The organism is Blautia sp. SC05B48, assembly GCF_005848555.1.
Lineage (GTDB): Bacteria > Bacillota > Clostridia > Lachnospirales > Lachnospiraceae > Blautia_A.
Genome location: NZ_CP040518.1, coordinates 741814 through 764486 on the forward strand (window position 1 = coordinate 741814; position 22673 = coordinate 764486).

20 protein-coding genes and 1 riboswitch are annotated in these 22673 nt (G+C 43.4%); of the genes, 3 read left to right on the forward strand and 17 right to left on the reverse strand.

Annotated elements, in window-relative coordinates:
• Positions 1–3: 3 nt before the first annotated feature.
• From EYS05_RS03295 to EYS05_RS03340, 9 genes are all read right to left on the reverse strand, one after another.
• On the reverse strand, positions 4–1386 hold the full coding sequence (locus EYS05_RS03295) for an FtsK/SpoIIIE domain-containing protein (RefSeq protein ID WP_138276594.1): 1383 nt from the start codon (positions 1384–1386) through the stop codon (positions 4–6).
• Between the two features lie 91 nt (positions 1387–1477).
• Entirely contained in the window at positions 1478–1963 is a 486-nt protein-coding gene (locus EYS05_RS03300; RefSeq protein ID WP_138276595.1) for a DUF6560 family protein, read from the reverse strand.
• Positions 1964–2049: 86 nt separating this feature from the next.
• Positions 2050–2433, reverse strand: a complete 384-nt coding sequence (locus EYS05_RS03305) for a YdcP family protein (protein ID WP_138276596.1) — start codon at positions 2431–2433, stop codon at positions 2050–2052.
• A 15-nt stretch (positions 2434–2448) separates the two neighbouring features.
• Positions 2449–2775 (reverse strand): YdcP family protein, encoded by a 327-nt coding sequence (locus EYS05_RS03310; RefSeq protein WP_004843348.1) that lies wholly within the window; start codon positions 2773–2775, stop codon positions 2449–2451.
• A gap of 234 nt (positions 2776–3009) precedes the next feature.
• On the reverse strand, positions 3010–6054 hold the full coding sequence (locus EYS05_RS03320) for an SrtB-anchored collagen-binding adhesin (RefSeq protein ID WP_009273766.1): 3045 nt from the start codon (positions 6052–6054) through the stop codon (positions 3010–3012).
• A 380-nt stretch (positions 6055–6434) separates the two neighbouring features.
• Positions 6435–7253, reverse strand: coding sequence for a carbohydrate ABC transporter permease (locus tag EYS05_RS03325; RefSeq protein WP_227752300.1), 819 nt, complete (start codon positions 7251–7253; stop codon positions 6435–6437).
• Positions 7253–8119 carry a carbohydrate ABC transporter permease gene (locus EYS05_RS03330; RefSeq protein ID WP_227752301.1) on the reverse strand — a complete coding sequence of 289 codons (867 nt, stop codon included), beginning with the start codon at positions 8117–8119 and terminating at the stop codon, positions 7253–7255. Before EYS05_RS03330 ends, EYS05_RS03325 begins: the two co-directional genes overlap by 1 nt.
• Before the next feature lie 673 nt (positions 8120–8792).
• Complete coding sequence (locus tag EYS05_RS03335; protein WP_118515058.1) at positions 8793–9257, reverse strand: DUF1700 domain-containing protein; 465 nt, start codon at positions 9255–9257, stop codon at positions 8793–8795.
• A 280-nt stretch (positions 9258–9537) separates the two neighbouring features.
• Positions 9538–10782 carry a galactokinase gene (locus EYS05_RS03340; protein ID WP_174235827.1) on the reverse strand — a complete coding sequence of 415 codons (1245 nt, stop codon included), beginning with the start codon at positions 10780–10782 and terminating at the stop codon, positions 9538–9540.
• Positions 10783–11043: 261 nt separating this feature from the next.
• On the opposite strand from EYS05_RS03340, the gene EYS05_RS03345 reads away from it, so the two are divergent.
• Positions 11044–11934, forward strand: a complete 891-nt coding sequence (locus tag EYS05_RS03345; protein ID WP_138276597.1) for an AraC family transcriptional regulator — start codon at positions 11044–11046, stop codon at positions 11932–11934.
• 74 nt (positions 11935–12008) lie between these two features.
• Here the strand turns inward: EYS05_RS03345 and xylB are convergent, their stop codons facing one another.
• The 5 genes from xylB to EYS05_RS03370 form a co-directional block, all read right to left on the reverse strand.
• Positions 12009–13469: a xylulokinase gene (xylB, locus tag EYS05_RS03350; protein ID WP_138276598.1), complete on the reverse strand. Its 1461-nt coding sequence runs from the start codon at positions 13467–13469 to the stop codon at positions 12009–12011.
• Between the two features lie 143 nt (positions 13470–13612).
• Positions 13613–15097 carry an L-fucose/L-arabinose isomerase family protein gene (locus tag EYS05_RS03355; RefSeq protein WP_118625912.1) on the reverse strand — a complete coding sequence of 495 codons (1485 nt, stop codon included), beginning with the start codon at positions 15095–15097 and terminating at the stop codon, positions 13613–13615.
• Positions 15098–15180: 83 nt separating this feature from the next.
• Complete coding sequence (locus tag EYS05_RS03360) at positions 15181–15798, reverse strand: DUF4867 family protein (RefSeq protein ID WP_118515066.1); 618 nt, start codon at positions 15796–15798, stop codon at positions 15181–15183.
• Between the two features lie 112 nt (positions 15799–15910).
• Positions 15911–16762: an AraC family transcriptional regulator gene (locus EYS05_RS03365; RefSeq protein WP_118515068.1), complete on the reverse strand. Its 852-nt coding sequence runs from the start codon at positions 16760–16762 to the stop codon at positions 15911–15913.
• Positions 16746–17720, reverse strand: a complete 975-nt coding sequence (locus tag EYS05_RS03370) for a bile acid:sodium symporter family protein (RefSeq protein ID WP_138276599.1) — start codon at positions 17718–17720, stop codon at positions 16746–16748. The genes EYS05_RS03365 and EYS05_RS03370 overlap by 17 nt, the downstream gene beginning before the upstream one ends.
• Before the next feature lie 207 nt (positions 17721–17927).
• Between EYS05_RS03370 and EYS05_RS03375 the strand changes: the two genes are divergently transcribed.
• Complete coding sequence (locus tag EYS05_RS03375; protein WP_118625916.1) at positions 17928–18869, forward strand: glycosyltransferase family 2 protein; 942 nt, start codon at positions 17928–17930, stop codon at positions 18867–18869.
• Positions 18870–18873: 4 nt separating this feature from the next.
• Here the strand turns inward: EYS05_RS03375 and EYS05_RS03380 are convergent, their stop codons facing one another.
• Positions 18874–19437 carry a prolyl-tRNA synthetase associated domain-containing protein gene (locus EYS05_RS03380; RefSeq protein WP_118625918.1) on the reverse strand — a complete coding sequence of 188 codons (564 nt, stop codon included), beginning with the start codon at positions 19435–19437 and terminating at the stop codon, positions 18874–18876.
• A gap of 179 nt (positions 19438–19616) precedes the next feature.
• Positions 19617–19689, forward strand: a riboswitch (Fluoride riboswitch).
• A gap of 61 nt (positions 19690–19750) precedes the next feature.
• On the opposite strand from EYS05_RS03380, the gene EYS05_RS03385 reads away from it, so the two are divergent.
• Positions 19751–20980: a chloride channel protein gene (locus EYS05_RS03385; RefSeq protein WP_174235828.1), complete on the forward strand. Its 1230-nt coding sequence runs from the start codon at positions 19751–19753 to the stop codon at positions 20978–20980.
• A gap of 116 nt (positions 20981–21096) precedes the next feature.
• On the opposite strand, the gene EYS05_RS03390 is transcribed toward EYS05_RS03385, so the two are convergent.
• Positions 21097–22008 carry a hypothetical protein gene (locus tag EYS05_RS03390; protein ID WP_138276600.1) on the reverse strand — a complete coding sequence of 304 codons (912 nt, stop codon included), beginning with the start codon at positions 22006–22008 and terminating at the stop codon, positions 21097–21099.
• A gap of 147 nt (positions 22009–22155) precedes the next feature.
• Positions 22156–22509 carry a hypothetical protein gene (locus EYS05_RS03395; RefSeq protein WP_138276601.1) on the reverse strand — a complete coding sequence of 118 codons (354 nt, stop codon included), beginning with the start codon at positions 22507–22509 and terminating at the stop codon, positions 22156–22158.
• Between the last annotated feature and the right edge of the window lie 164 nt (positions 22510–22673).

Sequence of the window (22673 nt, forward strand, 5' to 3'; positions counted from 1 at the left end):
GAGTTAGTTCTCCTTTCCTTGTTGTTCTGGCATGACTTGTCTTTCTTGTGCAAGCCTGCCGATTGTTTGTAAAAAGTCATGTCCTTTCGGGACTAAAGGCGTGTAAAACTCACTGATAACGCTTGTTCCCACATCACAATAACCACGCCCCTTGATACGCTTCTGGAAAAACTGCTTTTTCACATCTGAACCGAACAGCATACCATAACCTAATTCGCTGATACGCCCCAATCCCACACGGAAATTGAAATTATCTCTGATACCGTCCGAGAAATACTTTGCGTCTGGACGCTGGCAGGCAACGATAAGGAAATATCCTGCTTGTCGTCCCAACATAACGATTTTCTTTAACTGGCTAAGTAAGCCCACGCTTTCTTTCGTCCCAAGCATTTCAAAAAATGCTACATATTCATCAAAGATAAGAAAGCAGGGTGGCAGTCCCAGATAGGCGTAGTTTTCGCCCGTCTTATAGTTTGGGTGTCGCTTCATTTCCTCACTTCGCTGTACCATGCCCTCATAAAAGGCATTGACGCAATCTATCATTTCTTCTTTGGTGTGATACACATTTCCCATAACTGTTCCCAAGTCTGCTAAGTCTGAATTTTTTGGGTCTAAGATGTAAAGGACAGCGTTGGTATGCAGTAAGGCTTCAATGAGCGTCAGCAGGAAATAGGTTTTACCGCCACCAGTTCCACCAGCAATCAGAGCGTGAGGAAGTGCGTCATATTCCCAGACAAGATTTTTCATCAGTCTAAGACAGCCATTTTCTGCCCGTACTTCATCAATAGTAATGCGGTTCGCTATCATATCATAAAGCAGGGTATATTCGATATAACCGTCATGCAAGGTCTTGTCGGTCAGTTCACAATACAAGCCACTTTCCAATTTATCCTCTAACCGTAAAAGCTGGTCTTGATATTTTCCCAGCGTAATTTCACAGCAGATATGAAGCAGTCCCTTTTCCATTTGATAATAAATCTTTGGAAACCAGACGATTTTTTCCCTTGATCTGCTTTGCAGGTCAGTAAAAAAACCGCTGTCTTGCACGGTATCGGCTTCATACCACTTATTTTCCAGTATCATTCTTGCCAGCTTTTGACGGTGCAGGAGCTTCTTGAAACTGTCGTAACAGAAGCGGTAATATAGAAAAGCGACCAATGCACAAACACCAGTCGCTATCAGTATAGTTATGAAGTTGTAAGGGGAAAGCGTCAAGCCGTTTTCTAACAAGCTGAAATGCTCCCAATCGGTACGCATGAGCTGTTTTATATTCAGTAGCAGAAGAACCGCCACAAACACAAACAGAAGTGTCCCTATGGAAAAACGGTAAACAAGGTGCTTGTCGCTGGCTCTGATACGGTGTCCTTTGTTCCAAATCTTACGCATAAATCGTTCACTCCTTTCTGGGTATGAAAAAAGCAGTCAATCCTAAGACTAACTGCTAAAATAATATAACTGTTTATTTGGGCGAAACGTATTAGAGTAAACTTTTCTCTTTTAACATTTCAAGAAATTCTTTATATCCAACACAGTCGCAAGAAACTGTACAAATTTTTTTGTTTCCTACAAATATTTTCAATCCTATTTGCTCTTTTTCTGTGCAACGGGAAATATCATTAAATGAAATTTCTCTTGTTCTTCCAACAGCAGGAGTAATACGCAAATTATTTCCGTCAATTACTACCTTATGTCTTTTTAATGCCCACGCACAAAATTCAATCAATAGAACAAAAATAGCAAAAACAACAGAGTGTCCCACCGTATTATCAAATCCCATGAACAATCCTAAAGCTATTGCAATTCCTACCATTATCAATGAACAAATATGACATACTGTTTGATAGGCGTGTGATACAAAAACAGTATTTGTGAATTTTTCTTTTTTAGTTGCTTTTTGTGTCTTATCTAATACGAGAGATATAATAGGGACAACGAATACAGCAAATATAATAGCTCTTATCATAAACAGCACTCCTTATAATTAAATTTTTCATACCCATATTATAACAGTTTTATATATCCGCTACAACGAAAATCTATCCAACAATCCTATTTCTTCGGCTGTCCCTGTGGTGTAGGGTTCTGTGGATTGCCTGCGTTCTGATTGCCTTTATTCTTCAACACAATATCCTCTGCCTTTACATACCAGTCCACATCTGCACCCATATAGGTTTTTCGTGATACAGTATCGGCTACGGGATTGACAAGTTCCACGACTGCATTGTACGGAAATTCTCTTAACGGTACTTCTGGCGGTACAGACACGGGGATAATTCCACCATGCAAACTGCACTTCAAATCATAGATACGCTTTTTAAGCTGGGTACTCGGTGTCCCGTCCTCATTCTGTAAGAACACATCACGCACCGCTGTAAATTTTAATTCTCCAAATGTTTTCTCTTTGTCAATAACAAACCCGTTTGATAATCTCATAAATTCTTCACTCCTTTACTTTTCTTCAACTGCTACAATATCATCAGCAACTAACACATAATCGGTATGTCCCATATCCCCGATTGCATAACCTCTGCCGTATAACTTCGGATTGACAAGTTTTACTTTCTGTTCATACTTGAACTTTTTTTCGCCAGCCTGCACGGGAATTTCTACCACAACATTTTCGCCTTTCTGTACGTCAGAATAAAGGTTATAGCTTCGTCTTGCTAAGACCCTGCGGTTATTTTTATCTCTTTCAAAGACTGGCTCACTTTCGCCTGCAAATTCAAGAGTTCCAAAAGACTGTACCATATCTGGCACGACATATTTCATTTCCATATTGTTTTACCTCGTTTCTTTCTATTTTTGATAAATTGATTGTGATTTCTTATTCTGGCGGTTTGGGAAGTACCAGCAATCCCACAGATAGTAAAGGGTAAAATCAATGCTTACGCACCCTTGACTATCCGTGTTCTTGCAGGTTGTTGGCAGACAAGCCAGAATAAGCGGAAGTCTGCCGTTTGACAACTTCGGCGGAGAGCGTGATTTTTCTTTTCTCATACCGTTACCGCCTTATGATTTTTTCATTTTACGGCGTTTGTAGAAGAAGATACCTGCCAGTCCAGCACCAGAGGTCAAAAGAAGTGCAAGCAGTCCGTAAAGGTTTGTGTTATCGCCCGTTTTGGGACTGTCGCTCGGTCTGTTTGGCTTTTCTGGTGTCGGTGGTGTTTCGGGTTTCTCTGGTTCTTTTGGCTTTTCCTTAAAGGTAATCGTCTGTCCCTTATCCTCAATATCCTTATGCTCGGTAACTTTCTTCGGATCGTCTGGATTGCTTAAATCGTACAATTCTTCAAAAGTTACAAGCTGTTTGCCGTCAAGGGAAGTAGCGTCAAGGGTAAAGGCAACTTCCACTTTCATAGTTTCGCTGTCAGCAGTAAAAGTGTAATCACTTTCCACACGTTTCCCATTGATAAGAAGCTCGGCATTTTCTTTTTTCAACATCTGCCAGCCCACCAGTTTGTACTGTGTACCGACTTCTAAGCCCTCTAAGGTTACGGTATCAATGATTGTTACCTCTTTTCCAGCTTCAAGCTCTTTGTTGCCGTCCTTATCGGTAGCAGTCGTATGAATTTTGATGATACGCTCTGTGATAAGTACGGTCTGCCCGTCGTCCTCAATGTCTTTATGCTCCGCAACTTTCACGGGTTCGTCTGGATTGCTGAAATCATACAATTCTTCAAAGGTAACAAGGTTCTTGCCACCTAAAGCAGACGCATTGAATATATAGGAAATTTCCACTTTCATTTCTTCATCATCAGCGACAAAGGTATAATCGTTTTCTACACGTTTCCCGTCAATGATAAGCTCGGCGTTTTCTTCCTTTAACATCTGCCAACCTTTCAACTGATACTTTGTGCCTTTTGTAAGCCCGTTTAATTTGACAGTATCAACGATTGTTACCTCTTTTCCTGCAAGGATAGTTTTTTCGCCGTCCTTGCTGGTCGCTGTGGTATGGATAGAGATTTCTTTTTCGTATTCATCAGTCAACGTTCCTAAATCAATCACAAGGTTATTTCTTGATACCACGATTTCAAAAGGTGGGATAAGTTCAAAGCCTTTGTTACTGTCGCAACGCATTTCTTCAATGATGTAGGTATCATAAGGTAATGCACCCTTGCTGTCGTCTGGTTCAGAAGTTCCAAACCACACACCGTCCTCGCTGGTCTTGCCTGCGTTGGTATTGTGCTTATGCGAAGCCCATTCAGAAGAAGTGGAAAACTGCCCGTTATCATCAGTTACAACTATATGATTTTCGCCCGTTGTCTTGCTTGTGATCCTAAAAGGAACATCAGCAAGACGCTTGTGTGTGCCTGCACCGATTTTTACACCCTCAATATCTCCACGCTTAATCTGATTATAGATAGAATGGGCTTCGTCGGTTAAGTCCACGATTTTTCCATTTTCTGTGATTGTAAAATCAATCGGTTTTGCACCGTCTGTCAAATATCCGTCTGGTGCTTCGCTCTCAACGATACGGAAGTTTCCATAAGGTAAAAGGTCAGCAGAAGTAGAAGCGATACCCTCAATATCGGTACGAATTGTCTTTACCACTTCATTTTTCTTATAGAGCTTGCCCTCAACCAATACTGCATTATCATTTAAGGAAATGATGTCAAAGGCAGTATCTTTTAAAGTTGCACTTCCTTGTGGTTTGGTATCGCCCGTTTCTAAATCTCGTTTCTGAATTTTCACACCGCCACGGATAACCTTATCTGATACGGAAAACTGGTTACTTCCAGATAATACGGCAAGGTCGCCGTCCTCGGTAATCTGTGTAAGGTATAAGTCTTTTATCTGTTCGGACTTATCGCCAGCCTGCATATATGCACCGTCTAACAAGTATCCGTTTGGAGCTTTTGTTTCTTCAACGGTTAGCGTTCCAAGTGGAAGAACCGCTTTACCGTCCTGCATATAGAAGCTATCGCCAGATACTTTGTATGCGTCCGCAAATTTTGTGATGTAGTGGGTTGACCCGTCGCTGTCTGTTTCAGCGATTGTCTTTGTAACCCATGTACGAGTAGCTTCGGCAGGGAGATTGTCTTTATTATAGAAGCCTGCATAATACTTCCATGTAAATTCCGCACCTGCTAGAGAAGCGTTCCCCTGCGGATTGTCTTTCTGTGTTTCCATATCAATCTTGAAAAGCTCAATCAACGTGTCCGTTACTTTTGGTGTATCAGATACTTTCAAAGTCGCTGTTTTTCCAGCTTCAACCTTTAAGGAATATATAGTTTTATCTACTTTATATCCTGCTGGTGCGGATAATTCCTTGATATAGACTGTGCCTGCTTTTACCTCTACAACATCTGTATTTCCGTTTTCATCAGTCGTAAGAGTGGCAAGCTGTTTCGTGCAGTTCTTATCAGAAAAGACACCGTATGTTGCACCAGCGATAGAGTAATTCCCGTTACCGTCTGTAATGCTGGTATTACTGGTAGCCTTTTTAAGTTTCGCATTTCCGATATTTAACTTCGCCCAGAATTGCCCCAATTCCTGCCCCTCGCCAGAGTAGATATAACCGCCACATTCATAACGTCCTTTATTTTCTTTGACAAAGGCTCTTGCACCAGAGAAAACTTCGTCCTGCGTTGCCTTTGGAATTTCATCATAAGAAGCTCTCACGTTGTCGCATTGCCAGCCAAGATGTACGCTCAATCTCTGCCAGACAACAAGCTGTCTTAAAAGGTAGGCGTGATTGTTGCTTATTCCGCTGTGGCTGTCTGTGTACTGTTTCACATATTCGATAGATAAGGCAACGTCGCTTATCTGGTCGGCACTCATACGGGTGCTTGCGTCAATTCTGGTCTTGTAGCCATTCCTAAAATCTGTGTTAATGTCGATACAGTAAGCGTCCTCGCCCTCGACGGTCAAATGTCCCTCGTTAAAAGTAGAACCAATCGAACCGTCATTCATTACTTTTTCAACGATACCGACACGCTCTTTTGACTCCGTCCAGTATTGCTTGCTTTCTGCATGAACGGGTGTCGTCGGTAAAGTAGTAACGACAGTTGCAAGAGCTAAGAAGCCAGTACACAATCGTTTTAACATCTTTTTCATAAATCTAATGCTCCTTTCATTTTGGGTAATAAAATAGCCGTCCAATAAGAACGGCTGGAAATAGAAAAGGAACGTCATGTTAGGCGTTCCATAGTCTATAAGTTATTCAATTTTTTCTTGTTTCAATACTGATGTGTTGTACCATATCTTTGCATATCTAGGAAAACTTGCGTATCAAGGCTCATTCGTTAGTAGTAAATAAGTAGTAAATTGATGTGTTTGTTTCCTTGAAAATGCTGATAGATACTGTGTTTTAGCGGATAATCAGATTTTTATTGTGTTTTTCATATAAAAACCCTCCTTTTTATTTGTTCCGGCCCGCCCCATACAGGCCGGATAAATTAACATTTTCGCTACATTACCCAATATCTGTGATCAAATCAACCTTTAACAGCACCTGCTGTCAGACCACTGATCATCTGTTTCTGACCAATGATGAATACAAGGATTGACGGGATCAGGATTACCATTGCACCTGCCATAACAGGTCGGAAGTCCGTTGCCTCAGCACCCTGAAGCATACCAAGACCAATCTGAACAGTTCTCATATTTACACTGTCTGTTACCAGCAGCGGCCACAGATAGTAGTTCCAGCTCTGAAGGAATACATAGATGATCAGAGCACCAAGTGATGGTTTAATAAGCGGAACACCGATTGTATATAAGAACTTGAAGTTTGTACATCCATCAATTTCGGCTGCCTCATGAATCTCTTTCGGCAGTGTCAGGAATGCCTGACGCATGTTAAATACTGCAAAGGCTGCTGCCGCATTCGGAAGGATCAGAGCTGCATATGTATTGCGGATACCCCAGTCAGCGATTGTCAGGTAGTTTGCGATGATGATCGCCTGGCTCGGGATCATCATGGTTGCCAGCATAATATAGAACAGGACTTTTTTGCCTTTAAACTCCATCATTGCAAAAGCATAAGCAGCAAGAGCACCTGTGATAACCTGTGCTGCCGTGATGACACCGGATACGATCAGTGAGTTCTTAATGAAAGTAAAGAACGGTGCAAGCTGAAATGCTCTCGTATAGTTCTCGATAGTCAGATGGGACGGCCAGAACCTTCCACCGTAGATCTCCTTCAGATCCATCATACTAACATTGAAACAGTAGATAACAGGAACAATGATAATAATTGCAAAAATAATATTCAGCGCATACATCGCCACTTTTACATATGGTTTTTCTTTCATCAGTAGGTCACCTTCTTTTCCAGTCTAAACTGCAGTGCAGTCAGGATGATCAAAATAACAAACAGAATTACGGATTCTGAACAGGCCACACCGAAACGGCTGTTGATAAATGCCTCCTGGTAAATCTCATACACAATAACGTTGGTACTCTCTGCCGGTCCGCCCTGGGTCATCATCTTGAACTCTGCGTATGCCTGTACGGAGTTGATGACATTAATGATGAGAAGGAAGAACAGTGTCGGAGAGATTGACGGAATCGTTACATGGCGGTGCTTCTGGAAGAAATTCGCTCCATCCAGGGCAACGCTCTCATAAAGCTCAGCCGGTACACTCTGGATCGCTGCAGTAAGGTAAATGAAGTTCATACCGATAGCCATCCATACACTGACGATCGTAACTGCGATCAGTGCATATTTCTTATCTGTCAGCCATCCGATATGAGTTCCGAGAGCCTTGTTCAGGATACCCAGAGAGCTGTGGAAAATAAACATGAACACTACAGATGCCGCTGCTGCGGAAATAGCCATCGGAAGTGCATATACAGTACGGAAAAATCCTTTCGCCCTGATCTTCTCTGTACTGATGATTGCCAGTATAAAACCGAGCACAATAGAAAGGATAACTCGCATAACAGAGAATTTCAGTGTTGCCACCAAACTGTTAAGGAACGTTCCGTCTGTAAAAATATTCGTATAGTTGTCAAGTCCTACGTACTGTGCCACCTGACCAAGAGGTGTGGTTCTGGCAAAGCTCAGCTGGATCGTCTTAACGAACGGCCAGAATACAAACAGTATAAAAAGGATCATTACAGGAACCAGATAGAGATAAGGCTCCACTGTCCTGAAAAAAGATTTTTTACTTTTCATTGTATATCACCTGCTTTTCATAAATTTACGTACTACCGATCAGCTGCATCATCCTGATATCTCTGTCTCCCTGACAGTGCTGATCATGTTGCTCATTACACATTTTGCTGAAAAACACTTCCGTTATATCTTCCAGCAATTACCCCAATACATTAAGCAAAACGCTCATTTACGTCCTGCTGTCAAAAATGCCCCCTTACTACCCTCCTTCGTATTTGCACATTTGTTATCTTTACCAACTTTTTACCAAATATTAACACATTTCTTGAATATAATCAACAGTTATTTTTTTCTTTTTTTGGTATTTCTTTATCTATTCTTGATAATTATCTATTTTAAATTGTTACTTTCTTATCTATTTTGCACAATTTATTGTACCTCAACAAGGCAATCCATTCTGATCACCTTCCATAAAAAAACAGATAAAAAAATCGGCAGAAAATAACGCATCCTTCGATGCATATCTTCTGCCGTTCTCTTTTCTCAATGGCATCGTCTGTTTTTATACAAAACAGACACAATCTCAACTTGTTGATATGAATTATACAGTAAAATTCACTATAAATCAATACCAAATACGTATTTTTTATGCAAATCTTATAAGTACTTTTTTCACAAGCAAGCCATTTCATTACACGGAAATTATCTTTGTTTCACAGCTATTGTGGAACAATTATACTTTTTTCTTCCTGTACCAGGATATTAAATACAAAACTATACCAAAAATTATAAAAAACGGAGCAACTGCCACCAAAACAGTTGTTAAAAGTATCACAATTAACACTGCAACAGCGATCACGATCGCCTTTCCATACCATGTGCTCAGATCCAGTTTAAAGCTTCTTGCCTTTCCGGCACTGCTCTCCGTCCCATTATCCGCATAATCATCTGCGCCGTAGCTCTCTTCAGAATAACCTGACTCATCATAAACAGCTGCACTGTCATCTGTATCGATCAAAGTCTTGGCGATCAGCCTGGGATCTCCCAGTTCTGCCAGGACATCTGATTCACTTCGGCCGTTCCGGACCTGAGACTGAATGTAATCCTCATAATACCGCACATGAGCCGCAGCTCTCCCCTGGGTCATCTGTCCGGACAGCTGCCCCCGTAAAACCTCAAGAAACTCTCTTCTGCTCATAAATATGTCAAACCTTTCTTACGAAATATAATGAAAAAACAAAACTCAAAACAACTCCAGAAACCTCACCTTGAAAATTTCTGCAAATTTTTTTAATACTCTCTTATAATTTTTCTCATTATACCATAACCCATAAATTTAAATCAGAAACAAATCATAAAATTTTGATTAAAAAATAAAAAATCATAGCACATCGCAAAGGGCGGTTCATTTCCGGATGCCGCCAAAGCCGCATTCAGAAACAAACCGCCCTCCATGACGTTCGTTATGCCGTCAAAAATTACTCAACATGAACAGCCCCTGTACTCCTGATATTCATCGGATAGACATTTTCCCTTCCGACATACTGAGCCATATAGTCCACATACGCATCTGCATTCTCGATCGGAAGCACGCACATGATAACTCCTGCAAAACCACCACCATGAACTCTGCAGATACCAGCACCGATCTTATTCAGAAACAGCTTGGTAAGCGCCAGACTCAACGTGATCTTCTGCTCCTTGCAATTCTGCAGAGAATAACAATTCTGCAGCCACTCCCAGGAAGAATTACCGGACTCCTCAAGAAGACGCAGGAATCCCTCACCGTCTTTATTCTCAACAGCCTTCACTGCATCTGCAACACGTCTGTTCTCTTCATAAAAATGCATCGCACGAAGAACAGCACGGTCATTCGGAATATCCTTCACATGTGCCAGAAGATTCTCCATACTGGACTCACAGAGAAGCTCTACGCCCATAGCCTTCGCAGCCTCTCGCATCTCCATAGGAATAGAAGAATATTCCTCACTGAGATCTGCATGGCCCTTGCCGGTATTTACGATCACAAGTCTGCAGCCCATATCCTCAAAGGAAAATGCGATCTTCTCACAGCTGATATTCTCTTTATCAGAGAAATCCAGAAGGATCGGACCGCCGGCAGCACAAGCCATCTGGTCCATCAGACCGGAAGCCTTTTTCCAGTAAACATTCTCAGCATACTGACCTGCTCTCGCATACTCGCCGTACTCCAGCTTACCTTCATTAAAGAAATAATTGGTGATCGCACATACAAGCATCTCAAAGGAAGCAGAGGAGCTTACACCTGTAGCGGCAATAACCTTGGTGGAAACATAAGCGTCAAATCCACCGGTAGCATAGCCTTTTTTCTGCATATACTCCATAATACCTGCAACAAGAGCATCTGTACCTTTTGTATAGGTTTCTGCGCTGAGTTTGTCAAGATCAACAACTACTTCCTGTTTGTAACCCTCACTGATCATATGGATCACATTGGTTCCGTTTGGATAAGCAACACCGATGGTATCCAGATCGATACTTGCAGCAATGATCTGACCGCCGTTATGATCAACATGGTTGCCAATGATCTCCGTACGGCCCGGAGCAGTAAAAAACTCTGCCTTGTCATGATGATATTTCTTCTCGAAATTCACAGCAAGATTGGTATAACGGGCGCTGCTCTCCTCTGTCTCACCATAGATTTTTTTCAGCACGTCTGCTGCCGGAATTTTAATTGTTCCCATTTTTTCTTCCTCCTGTTATATAGTTTACACCCCAGATCCGGAAAAACCTGAAAAAATCTTCCGCTCTGTCACGCTTCATGTACTTTTATTATAACAGTCCCGTCTTTTCTGTCCATAACAATTTTGTGTAAAAACCGTATTATTTTGTGGTGATCCCGGAATATCCCTTTGCATTTTATGCCTTTTCTGATAAAATAAGTTCCACTAAGAAAAGCAGATATACACTTCAGAATCCGCGCACAGAAGGAAGGAGGTAACACCATGCAGATCATCACAGATCCCGCCGGAAAAGAACTGAAAAAACACGGAGACAGCTCCTTCCCATTCCTGGTAAGCTACGAGCGGCTTTCCGGCTATGAGACCGGTTCCTTTCTGTGGCACTGGCATCCGGAGATCGAGCTTACCTATATCGAAAAGGGCAAAATGCTCTACAAGATCAATCAGAATACTTTTCACCTGAAAGAGGGACAGGCAATCTTTGGCAATGCCAATGCCCTTCATGCCGGATATATGTATCAAGATCAGGACTGTCAGTATATCCCCATAACCTTTGACCCCAAACTGATCTACGGATTTTCGGGAAGCCTTCTTTTCCAGAAATATACAGAACCGATCCTCCGAAGCTTTTCCCTGTCTGCCGTACCGCTTGATCTATCCTGCAAATGGCATTCCGAGGCCATAAAAGATATCCGTGACATCATCGAGCTGGACTGCAGCCGGGAACCCATGTATGAATTTGAGATCATCGCCAGACTGCAGCACTTCTGGAAGATCTTGTATGAAAATACGATCTCCCGGGCAATTCTTCCATCCGGCCAGGATGAAGAAAACTACCGCCGCATCCGTCAGATCATGTCCTATATCGCAGAACACTACTCTGAAAAGATCCTCCTGAATGATGTTGCAGACCTGATCCACCTAAGTCCCAGCGAATGCAGCCGGCTTTTCAAAAAATGTATGAATATCACTCTCTTCGGATACATCCAGGAATACCGCATTGAACGCAGCCTGGAATATCTGGAAAATCCCTCTTGTTCTATTACGGAATCAGGACTGCTGTCCGGTTTTTCGGACTCTAATTATTACACAAAGATCTTTACGAAAATCAAGGGCTGTACACCAAGACAGTACAGAAAAAATCAGGAGCTGTGACATGCTCCTGATCTTTAACCGTTCAGTGCTCCATACATATGAAGCAGAACAATATTTATCTGTGAAAATGGCTGTTATCTGAACAACTCTTTCATTGCCGGATACAGTTTGCGGAATTTCCGGTATTTTTCTTCATATTTTGCAACCAGCTCCGGTTCCGGTTCTACCGTATCTACTACCCTGACCAGCTTATTACAGATTGTTTCCACGTCTGGGTATTCACCGCAGCCTACTGCTGCCAGCATTGCACCGCCCATGGACGGGCCTTCCTCATTCTCCGGCACATCCACCTTCAGGTTCATCACATTTGCAATGATCTTTTTCCAGAGAGGGCTCTTGGCTCCGCCGCCGCAGATCTTGGTGCGCTCAATATGGATTCCGAGACTTCTTGCAACCTCAAGGGAATCTCGAAGTCCGAAAGCAACGCCTTCCAAAACAGCCTGTGTCATATCTGCTCTTGTGGTATCCATGGACATTCCGAAAAATACGCCTCTTGCATCCGGGTTGTTATGCGGAGATCTCTCTCCCATCAGATATGGAAGAAAGAATACCTGATTCTCACCAAGCTTCCGGATCGGTGCCTGCTCTGCCACGAAATCCTTTGTCTTAAGAATCTCCTCTGACCACCATTTGTTGCAGGAAGCAGCGCTTAACATGCATCCCATCAGATGATAGCTTCCATCTGCATGGTCAAAGGAATGCAGTGCATTGTTTTCATCCACTCCGAAATCTTTGCTGGAAATAAAGATCGTACCGGATGTTCCAAGGGAAATGTTGCACTGGCCATCGCCAACAGTTCCTGTTCCGACAGCTGCTGCAGCATTGTCGCCTGCACCTGCTACAACCTTCACATCTTCTGAGAAGCCAAGTTCTTTTGCAACTTCCGCTTTCAGGTTTCCGACTACCTGCCAGCTCTCGTACAGCTGCGGAAGCTGTGCCTCTGTGATATGGCAGATCTCAAGCATTTCCTTTGACCAGCAGCGGTTCTTCACATCCAGAAGAAGCATACCTGAAGCATCGGAAACATCTGTGCAGAAGGATCCGCTTAAACGATAGGCAAGATAATCCTTCGGAAGCATGATCTTTACAACCTTTTTAAAATTCTCAGGTTCATGCTTCTGCATCCAGAGGATCTTCGGCGCAGTGAAACCTGCAAATGCAATGTTTGCTGTGTACTGAGAGAGTTTATCTTTTCCGATGACTGAATTCAGGTATTCTGTTTCCTCACCTGTACGGCCGTCATTCCAGAGAATCGCCGGACGAATCACATTGTCATCTTTATCCAGAGTTACAAGGCCGTGCATCTGGCCGCCAAAACCGATTCCTGCTACTTCTTTGCGGTCAATTCCTTCTGTAAGCTCTTTGATTCCTTCCATGCTCTGAGTAAACCAGTCCTCCGGATTCTGCTCAGACCAGCCCGGATGCGGGAAAAACAGCGGATATTCTTTTGATACAATGTTGCAGATCTTTCCGGATCCTTCCATAAGAAGAAGCTTTACAGCTGAAGTTCCAAGATCAACGCCAATATAATACATAATAATTTTTTCCTCCTGTAAATACAGAAACCGCGGCTCTCAGTTCGCAGCGTCTGCACGCCTGAGAGCTCGCGGTTTCTGAATCGTACTTGATTTAGCAGGATCAGTCCGCATCTGCGGATGATCTTATCTGCCTGTTTTAATTATCTCCAAGGATTCTCTGTCGGATATCTCACGCCTGCCGGCTGATTGTAACCGATCTCTTCAACCGGTACACCGATATATTTGAACACCTCGAAGAGAGCTTTTCCGTGATGTCCGAATGCTACAGCACCGTGATGCGGGAATCCTCCCTCGATCAGCACATGACGATAGAAACGTCCCATCTCCGGAATTGCGAATACACCGATAGCTCCGAAGGAACGTGTTGCAACCGGAAGAACCTCGCCGTGTGCGATATATGCGCGAAGCTTGTTGTCCGCTGTACTCTGCAGACGGTAGAATGTGATGTCGCCAGGTTTGATATCTCCCTCAAGAGTTCCGTTTGTAACCTCGATTGGAAGGGATCTTGCCATGATCATCTGGTATTTCATCTCACAGAAGGACAGCTTGCTGGATGCTGTGTTTCCACAGTGGAAGCCCATAAATGTATCCTGAAGTGTGTAGTTGAATTTACCTTCGATGGACTCTTTGTACATATCCTTCGGTACGGAGTTGTTGATGTCAAGAAGTGTAACGATATCATCACTTACAACCTGTCCGATGAACTCACTTAATGTTCCGTAGATATCAACCTCACAGGATACCGGAATTCCCTGTGCTGTCAGGCGGCTGTTTACGTAACACGGAACGAATCCGAACTGTGTCTGGAATGCCGGCCAGCATTTACCTGTCAGTGTTACATATTTACGATATCCCTTGTGATCTCTCACCCAGTCCTTCAGAGTCAGCTCATACTGTGCAAGTTTCGAAAGGATCTCCGGCTTCTTGTTTCCTGCGCCAAGCTCCTCTTCCATCTCTTTAACGATTGCCGGGATTCTCTCATCACCTGCATGATTGTTAAATGCCTCGAAAAGATCCAGCTCAGAATTCTCCTCGATCTCTACGCCAAGGTTGTAAAGCTGTTTGATCGGTGCATTGCATGCAAGGAAGTTTGTAGGACGCGGTCCGAAGCTGATGATCTTTAAGTTGCTAAGTCCTTCGATTGCTCTTGCGATCGGAAGGAACTCATGGATCATATCTGCACAGTCCTCTGCGTCACCTACCGGATACTCTGGAATATAAGCTTTTACGTTGCGAAGCTGCAGATTGTAGCTTGCGTTCAGCATACCGCAGTAAGCATCTCCACGTCCCTGGCAAAGATTATCCTGTGTTTCCTCTGCTGCTGCGATGAACATCTTCGGTCCCTCGAAATGTTTTGCAAGAAGTGTCTCAGAAATCTCCGGTCCGAAGTTTCCAAGATATACACAGAGTGCGTTACAGCCTGCTTTTTTGATATCCTCCAGAGCCTGGACCATATGGATCTCACTCTCTACGATACAGACCGGACATTCGTAGATATCCTTTGCATCGTATTTCTTTGTGTAAGCTTCTACAAGAGCTTTTCTCCTGTTTACGGAAAGACTCTCTGGAAAACAATCTCTGCTGACTGCAACGATTCCGATCTTAACTTCTGGCATGTTGTTCATAATCTTCATTCTCCTTTTTATATCCGGCAGATTTTCCACCGGTGATATTATCGTTCGTTTGTAACTATTCACTTCATCAAAAATCAGTCAAGTGTGATATTTTCACCCTTCAATCCATTGAATGCGCCTTCGATCTTCGCATCCTCATGAGCGATAAGCCATTTATTCCTGGCTGTCATCAGACCGTCCTCTCCGTCCTCTGACATTGAAAAATCAATCTCTGTGTTGGTTCCTCTCGGAAGAACAACTACACACTGAAATCCGCTCTCATTCACATGACACGGTGCATAGTGGAGAGTTGTTGCATAAACCTCGATCCCGGTTCCTGCCGGTACCAGAAATGCCTCCACCTTTGAGGTATCGTATGTAAGATCCTCTTCTATATCCTGCTGATGTCCGATAAGCAGTACAAGATCTGTCACTGCTACATTGATCTCGGAATTCCGATGATATTCCAGGGCATTCAGCTTTTTGTTGTGACCATTGCAATATCCGATCTGAACAGGTAATCCACCAAACGCTCTGTTTTTCAGCTCTTTTTCCACATCGAGAGCTTCCAGCTCCTCTGCTGACGGAACATATACCACATCCTCCGGGACCGGTGTATGCTTCATCTCCTTCAGAAGCGGACCGAAATTGTATCCCTCCAGAACTTTTCCGTATCTGCGGAAAGCCGGATCTGTTACTTTCTGAATTTTCACAATTTAACCCTCCTTGCAAAATTACTGTTTCACAGCTTCTCTGCATCTTCGTTTTGAACTGAAAAAAGCATACCACATCATGGTATGCTTTTCGCCGCTTTTCTTGACTCATTCATAGCACTTTTTTGACATTTTTATGATTCTGACGCTCCACTCTTCCCGGCAGGATCCCGTAACGCTTTACAAATTCCCTGGAAAAAGCCCTGCTGCTTGCAAACCCGTTGTCAAGTGCGATGGAGCTGATGGTATGATCTGTATTCAAAAGCTCCTTATAGGCGTATGCCATGCGGATATCCTGTAAATATGTCTTAAAATTGACCCTCGCATATTTCCGGAACATCCTTGACAGATATGCATCGGAATATCCGAACATGGCTGCAAGTCCGGAAAGCCTGAGATCCTCCTTGTAATGCTCCCGCATATAAGTGGTTATTTTTGACAAAGCGTCCAATCTTCGGCTGATCTTCAGCGCATTCTCCTCCACCTCTGTTTCCCTGTATGCGGAAACCATAAGATAAAGGATTTCATAGAACACTGCCCTGATACGGAATTCGTACCCCGTTTCCCCGGATACATACACCCGGTACATCTCCCGGATCAGCGAAACCATCCGCCTGTCTGTTTCCTCAGACTCTTCGTTTCTGCTCCGAAAACGAATAAATCTCTGAGCGGTAAAATAATCCGAAAACTGCTTCAGCGGGATCTGCAGTACGATGGTCTCATTACGTACAGGCGCCTGAATAGAATGTACTTCATTGGAATTAATGATCAGAAACTCCCCTGCCTTCAGCGGATACTCTTTCTCATCGATATAAAAATAAAGGCTCCCCTCCATCACCGCAAAGATCTCGATCGAAGTATGCCAGTGTTTTTCCCTTACATAATTTCCGTTTCTTCCTTCAAAAAGAAAAAGCTTAAAAGGAAATCCCTCATTGGGAATGATCAATTCATGCTGAAACTCCATGCTCCTTCTCCCTTTCCTGCTGTCCGGTCTGGATCCGGCGCATCATACTTCCGTAAAAAGCCGCCAGGATCTGCTGAAATAACGTTCCGATCATAACCGGAAATAATGTTTCCGCCGGAAAATACGCTCCCGCGATCACCGCACCGGCGCTGATATTCCGCATTCCGGAACCATAGATCATGGAAACCGTTGCCGCTTTATTCTGCCTTGTAAGAATGGCAATGATCCAGCCGATGGCATATCCCCCTGCTGCCAGGACCAGGATCGCTGCTGCTACCTCCAGCCGTTCTCCGTTAAGATGCTTCATATAAGGAGAAACCTTGGAGGAATTGGAAGTTACCACAAAGATCAGGCACATTTTTGAAAAAGGTGCCAGCTTTTTCGGCCAGGTCTCCATAACCTTTCCATGGCTGACTTCATTAAGGCACATGGCAAGGACTGCCGGCAGAGCGATCATGAAAACCAGCTCCTTCATCATTCCCGCAGTATCCATTTTTACGCTGGAGCCCACCAGAAGCTTCAATACTGCCGGGATCAGAAAGGGAGACAGAATCGTATCGATCACAACCAGCGAAAGTGACAGCGGACTGTTTCCATTATAAATGGATACCCACATCAGACTGATCACCGCCGCAGGTACGGAAAATTCCAGCACCATTCCTGTGATATAATTCATATTGCCCGGGAACAGAAGATGTCCCAGACTGCAGGCGGCCACCGGTCCCAGCACATGAAGGATCAGCAGCATCAGGATCAGCGGAAGCGGCCTCTTAAACACATCTGCCACATCACGGAACCTGGATTTCAGCGCACCGATAAAGGTCATAAATGCAAAAGCATACGTCACATAGGGCACGCCATGCTTCGCAATATCCGGAAACAGTACCCCCGTAAGCAGACAAGCCGGCGTCACAAAAGCCATCCATTTCTCCATAAAGCTGTTAAATTTTTCCAGCATATCACACCTCTTGTTTATCTTTTTTCTGTCTTTTTTTACAGTTTATCACAAAAAAACAGCGGTGCAAGAAAAAAATCCTCTGTTTTATAGCCGATTCCGGACAAATATGATATGATAGTATCCATCCAAAAGCAACCTGAAACCAGGGCGGACTACAGATAACCGCCAAAATGATCATTTTTTATGATCGGGAAAACGAGGCAAAAAATGATTTCTTTAATTATACCATGCTTCAATGAGGAAGAATCTCTTCCGCTTTTTTACCCGGAAGCCACTTCTGTCCTCAGGCAAATGAACTGTGATTATGAACTGATCTTTGTGAATGACGGTTCCAGAGACAGAACCCTTGAGATTTTAAAAGAGCTTTCCGAAAAGGATCCTCATGTGATCTATCTTTCCTTTTCCAGAAACTTCGGAAAGGAAGCTGCCATGTATGCAGGCTTCTGCAATGCCGGCGGCGATTATGTAGCAGTAATGGACGCTGATCTTCAGGATCCGCCGTCCCTTCTCCCGGAAATGCTGGAGAAGCTGGAATCCGGAGAATATGACAGCGTTGCCACCAGACGTGTCAGCCGTGACGGAGAGCCACCTATCCGGAGCTTTTTTGCCCGGAAATTTTATCGACTGATCAATAAGATCTCGGATGCAGATATTGTGGACGGTGCCAGAGACTTCCGTCTGATGAAACGCAGTATGGTGGATGCCATTGTCTCCATGAGTGAGTACAACCGCTTTTCCAAGGGAATCTTCGGCTGGATCGGTTTCCGCACCTGCTGGCTCCCCTACAAAAATATCGAACGCGTAGCCGGTGAAACCAAATGGAACTTCTGGAAGCTGTTTAAATACGCCGTCAGCGGCATCATCAATTTCTCTCAGGTACCGCTGACCATCGCCTCCTGGTTCGGAACGACCATGACCGGTTTTTCCTTTCTGGTCCTGGTAGCCATCATCGTCCGAAAGCTGATCTTCGATGATCCGGTCCCAGGCTGGGCTTCCACCATCTGTGTCATCATCTTCATCGGCGGCCTGCAGCTTTTCTGCCTGGGTATCATGGGACAATACATAGCCAAAACCTATATGGAGGTCAAGCAGCGCCCCCATTACATCATAGCAGAGTCCAACAAAAAGGACTTTACACCCATACGTTGATTTTCTATTCTGTCGGAAGCTCGACCACCTGATATTCGTGGCCCAGCGCCGGCAGGATTTTTTCTTTTACATCACTGGTCTTCATCAACAGAGTGGAAGTATTGATACACGGATGGCATCCGAAATATTCTTCATCCAGGACTTCTTTATCGATCACCAGGTGTACCTTCTTTTCTTTATCAAAGATCAGTCCCATCAGACTTAAGGACCCCGGGGTAATGTTCAGATATTCCTCCATCTGCTCTCCGTCTGCAAAGGAAAGTCTGGCTGTTCCGATCTGTTTGGACAGAAATTTTGTTTTAAACGGCTTCTCTCCCGGCATCAGCAGTAGATAGAAATCCGTTTTCTGTCGGTTGCAGAGAAAAAGATTTTTGCATATCTGCGCTCCCAGAAGCTGATCCACTGCCTCGCAGGCCTCCATGGTCATCAGTGCTTCATGATCTGCTCTTTTATATTCAATCCCAAGACTGTCCAGAAAATCGTACACTGCGATTTCCTTCTCCAGACGGCCCTCGGTGTTCTCCGGTCTTCCTGTATAGACTGTTTGGTCAATTCTTGGTTCTTCCATGGTGTCTCCTCCGTTATTTTTACATTCTTATATGTGCAAGTCTTAGTCGCAGCATATTACGCTTTGCTGCTTCACCCGTAACCTGCCGATTTGTTTAATCATAGCACACCTGTAGCAAATAAGATACTCCGGATTTCCGTCTGACTATTGACGATATCAGCCTCGGATGCTATACTCTCAGGCAGAAAGGGAATGAAGTTCTCCCCCGATCTTTATCGAAACCGCCAATGAGCTGATGACTTCTGTGCAATGCACGGGGTTACCAGCTTTTTTTGATGGATTTTTAAGATCCGGGAGATTGAAAGGAGTTACTATGACAAAAGAAACTATCCAAAAAGAACATCGGATCCTACAGCTGAAATATGCTGTCCTTGCAGTGGTCGTGGGAATCTGCGTCGGAATCGTAGATACCATCTTCGGCCGGGGCCTGCTGGCGATCTCTGATCTTCGCACCGCACACTGGCGATATCTGCTGCCCTTCCTGCCTCTGGCCGGACTTCTTATTGTGTGGATGTATCATCATTTCAGCACCTTAAGCTTAAAGGGCATGTCCCTGATCTTCGAAACCGGGCAGAAAAAAAGAGACCAGATTCCTCTGGCCCTTGTCCCTCTGGTAATGATCGGCACCTGGATCACTCATCTCTTCGGAGGAAGTGCCGGTCGTGAAGGTGTTGCCGTGCAGATCGGTGCTACACTCTCTCACGAGGCAGGACGCAGGCTGCATATCCGGGAAAATAAGCCTGTCATGCTGATCACCGGTATGGCTGCCGGTTTTGGCGGTCTGTTCCAGACGCCACTGGCAGCTGTATTTTTTGCCATGGAGGTGATCGTTGCCGGATATCTTGAGTACGATGCGCTGCTGCCGGCACTTATTGCCGCATATACAGCCTCCTTCACCTCTCATTTCCTGGGACTGGAAAAATTTGCTGTGGATATCCAGGACACCTGGACTGTGACCAATCTCCGAAGCATGATCTCTCTCATTGCTCTCGGACTTGCCTTTGGTCTTGCCGGACGATGCTTTTCCGTACTTCTTCAAAAAGCAAAGAAATTATTCGGGGAAAAAATCTCAAATCCGCTGATCCGCATCGGTGTCATGGCCATTCCACTGGCAGCTCTGCTGTTTGTGAGCTATGGCGGACGCTACACAGGTCTTGGAACCAATCTCATCTCCGCTTCCTTTGCCGGAGAAACGATCTACGGATATGACTGGATTCTGAAGCTTCTGTTTACTGTATTTACACTTGCCATCGGTTTTCAAGGCGGCGAAGTGACACCACTGTTCTCCATCGGCGCTTCCCTTGGAGTCGTCCTAGGTTCCATCCTCGGGATCCCTCCCATTATCTGCGGGGCACTTGGCTACGCCGCAGTATTCGGCAGCGCCACCAATACCCTCATCGCCCCGATCCTCATCGGCCTGGAAGTCTTCGGCACCCGAAATACCCTTCCCCTCATCCTGGTATGCATCCTCGCTTATCTGATCAACGGAAATCACTCCATTTATGGAGCACAGCAGAAGGCACTTTGCAGGTTTGAAGAGTAGATATGTACATATTTTTTATTCGGTCATGGCTGACTCGGTTGTGACCGAATAAATTCTCCATCACCTAAAGGTAATGGGCTTCTAAGGATATCAGATTCGCCATATGATTCCTTTCTTCAGCTATTAATGGATTCTATCTCCGAATCATCATATATTTTCTTTAACTCTTTTCTCATTTCCTTATTGATATTCATATATCTTGAATTATCATCAGCCCATTTTACTTTCAGGATATCGTGTTTGCGTATATATAATACAGGCAGCCGGCTTCTGTGCTTATCCATAAAGATTCCCTGGCTTTCATAAAAAATTTCCTGCAGATAATCATTCATTTCATCTACCTGGATTACAAATGTAAAACGAATATCCTTCTTTTTTTCTTCTCTGCTCATCTCATTGATCCAGAACTCTGCAAATTTATCATTTAACAACAAAACATCATTTCTATCCATATCTGTAATATCTATAAGCGCCCAGATATTCACCTGATTATTTCTATTTTTCTTGAAAAAACTTACTTTTCCTTTTTCGTCCAGTTCATATTCTGACTTTTTTTGGTACTGGTTATGTAAAAGCCCTTTTTCAAATACAACGTTTCGTTCTTCGACCTCTTCTGGAAAAGTTATTTTGATATCTATTAACCTCTCATATTTGTAACAAATAAAACTGAATGGCATCCAGATTTCTTTTTTATTCTCTATATACCTGTAGCTTCTTGCATGAATCCTAGCACTATGCTTCAAAAATTGAACATACCCCGCTGTCATTAAAATATACAGTGGTAATAACGCTTTTTCAATCGCATCATTCCCACTGCTATTCGTCCAACATTTCCAACAGGAATATACTGCTGCAAAAAAAACATTTGTCAAAAGCAACATTTGAAACAGAAAACACCCTCTGATTCCGGAAAGCCATTTTCGATTTTTTCTCATCATCCCATAAACATATAGAGGATTTTCATCTACACTTTCCGAAGAAATATCCTGATCCGGTGTTTCGCCACATCTGAATACCCATCCAGTCAATGCCAAATATCCCCAAGCGGCTACTCCAAATGTGAATCTATCATCTTCAAAAATCCAACGATATGACAAGAATAAAATACAAAATAATAAAATTTTTCCAGGTATATTATTTTTTCTTTTTCGGTTTATTATGATCCCCCCTAATCGTCAAGCCTGTACAACATCCGATATTCCCAGACAATCCAACAGATCTTTTTTCATTTTCTCATATTGTTTTTTATATCTCGAATATCTATATAACGGAAGGATTTCCAGGCGATTATAATAACGGTTATATACCGCTCCAAGACGGTATCGTCTTTTATACATCATTATCCCTGAATTATTCCGTACAATGCTCTTCAGAATACGATTATCATCTTCTACTTCCATCACAAAGGAAAAATATATTTCCTTTTTTTCCTCTTTCGTTGTAATATACTGTTTCCAAAATTCTACAAAAGCTTTATTTAATTTTCCGATATCCGCTTCCTGAAACAAATCTGTTTTTACATATGCCAAAATATGTATCTCATCTGTTTTGTCATATCTGTAGAAAAAAGTTTTTCCATTTCGAGGAGCTTTATACGTATTTATATATTGATAAATTCCAAAATCTTTTTCCATTACATCAGAATGTATCTGTAAATCCCTGTAACACACCGGATTTTCATAATACATATTGA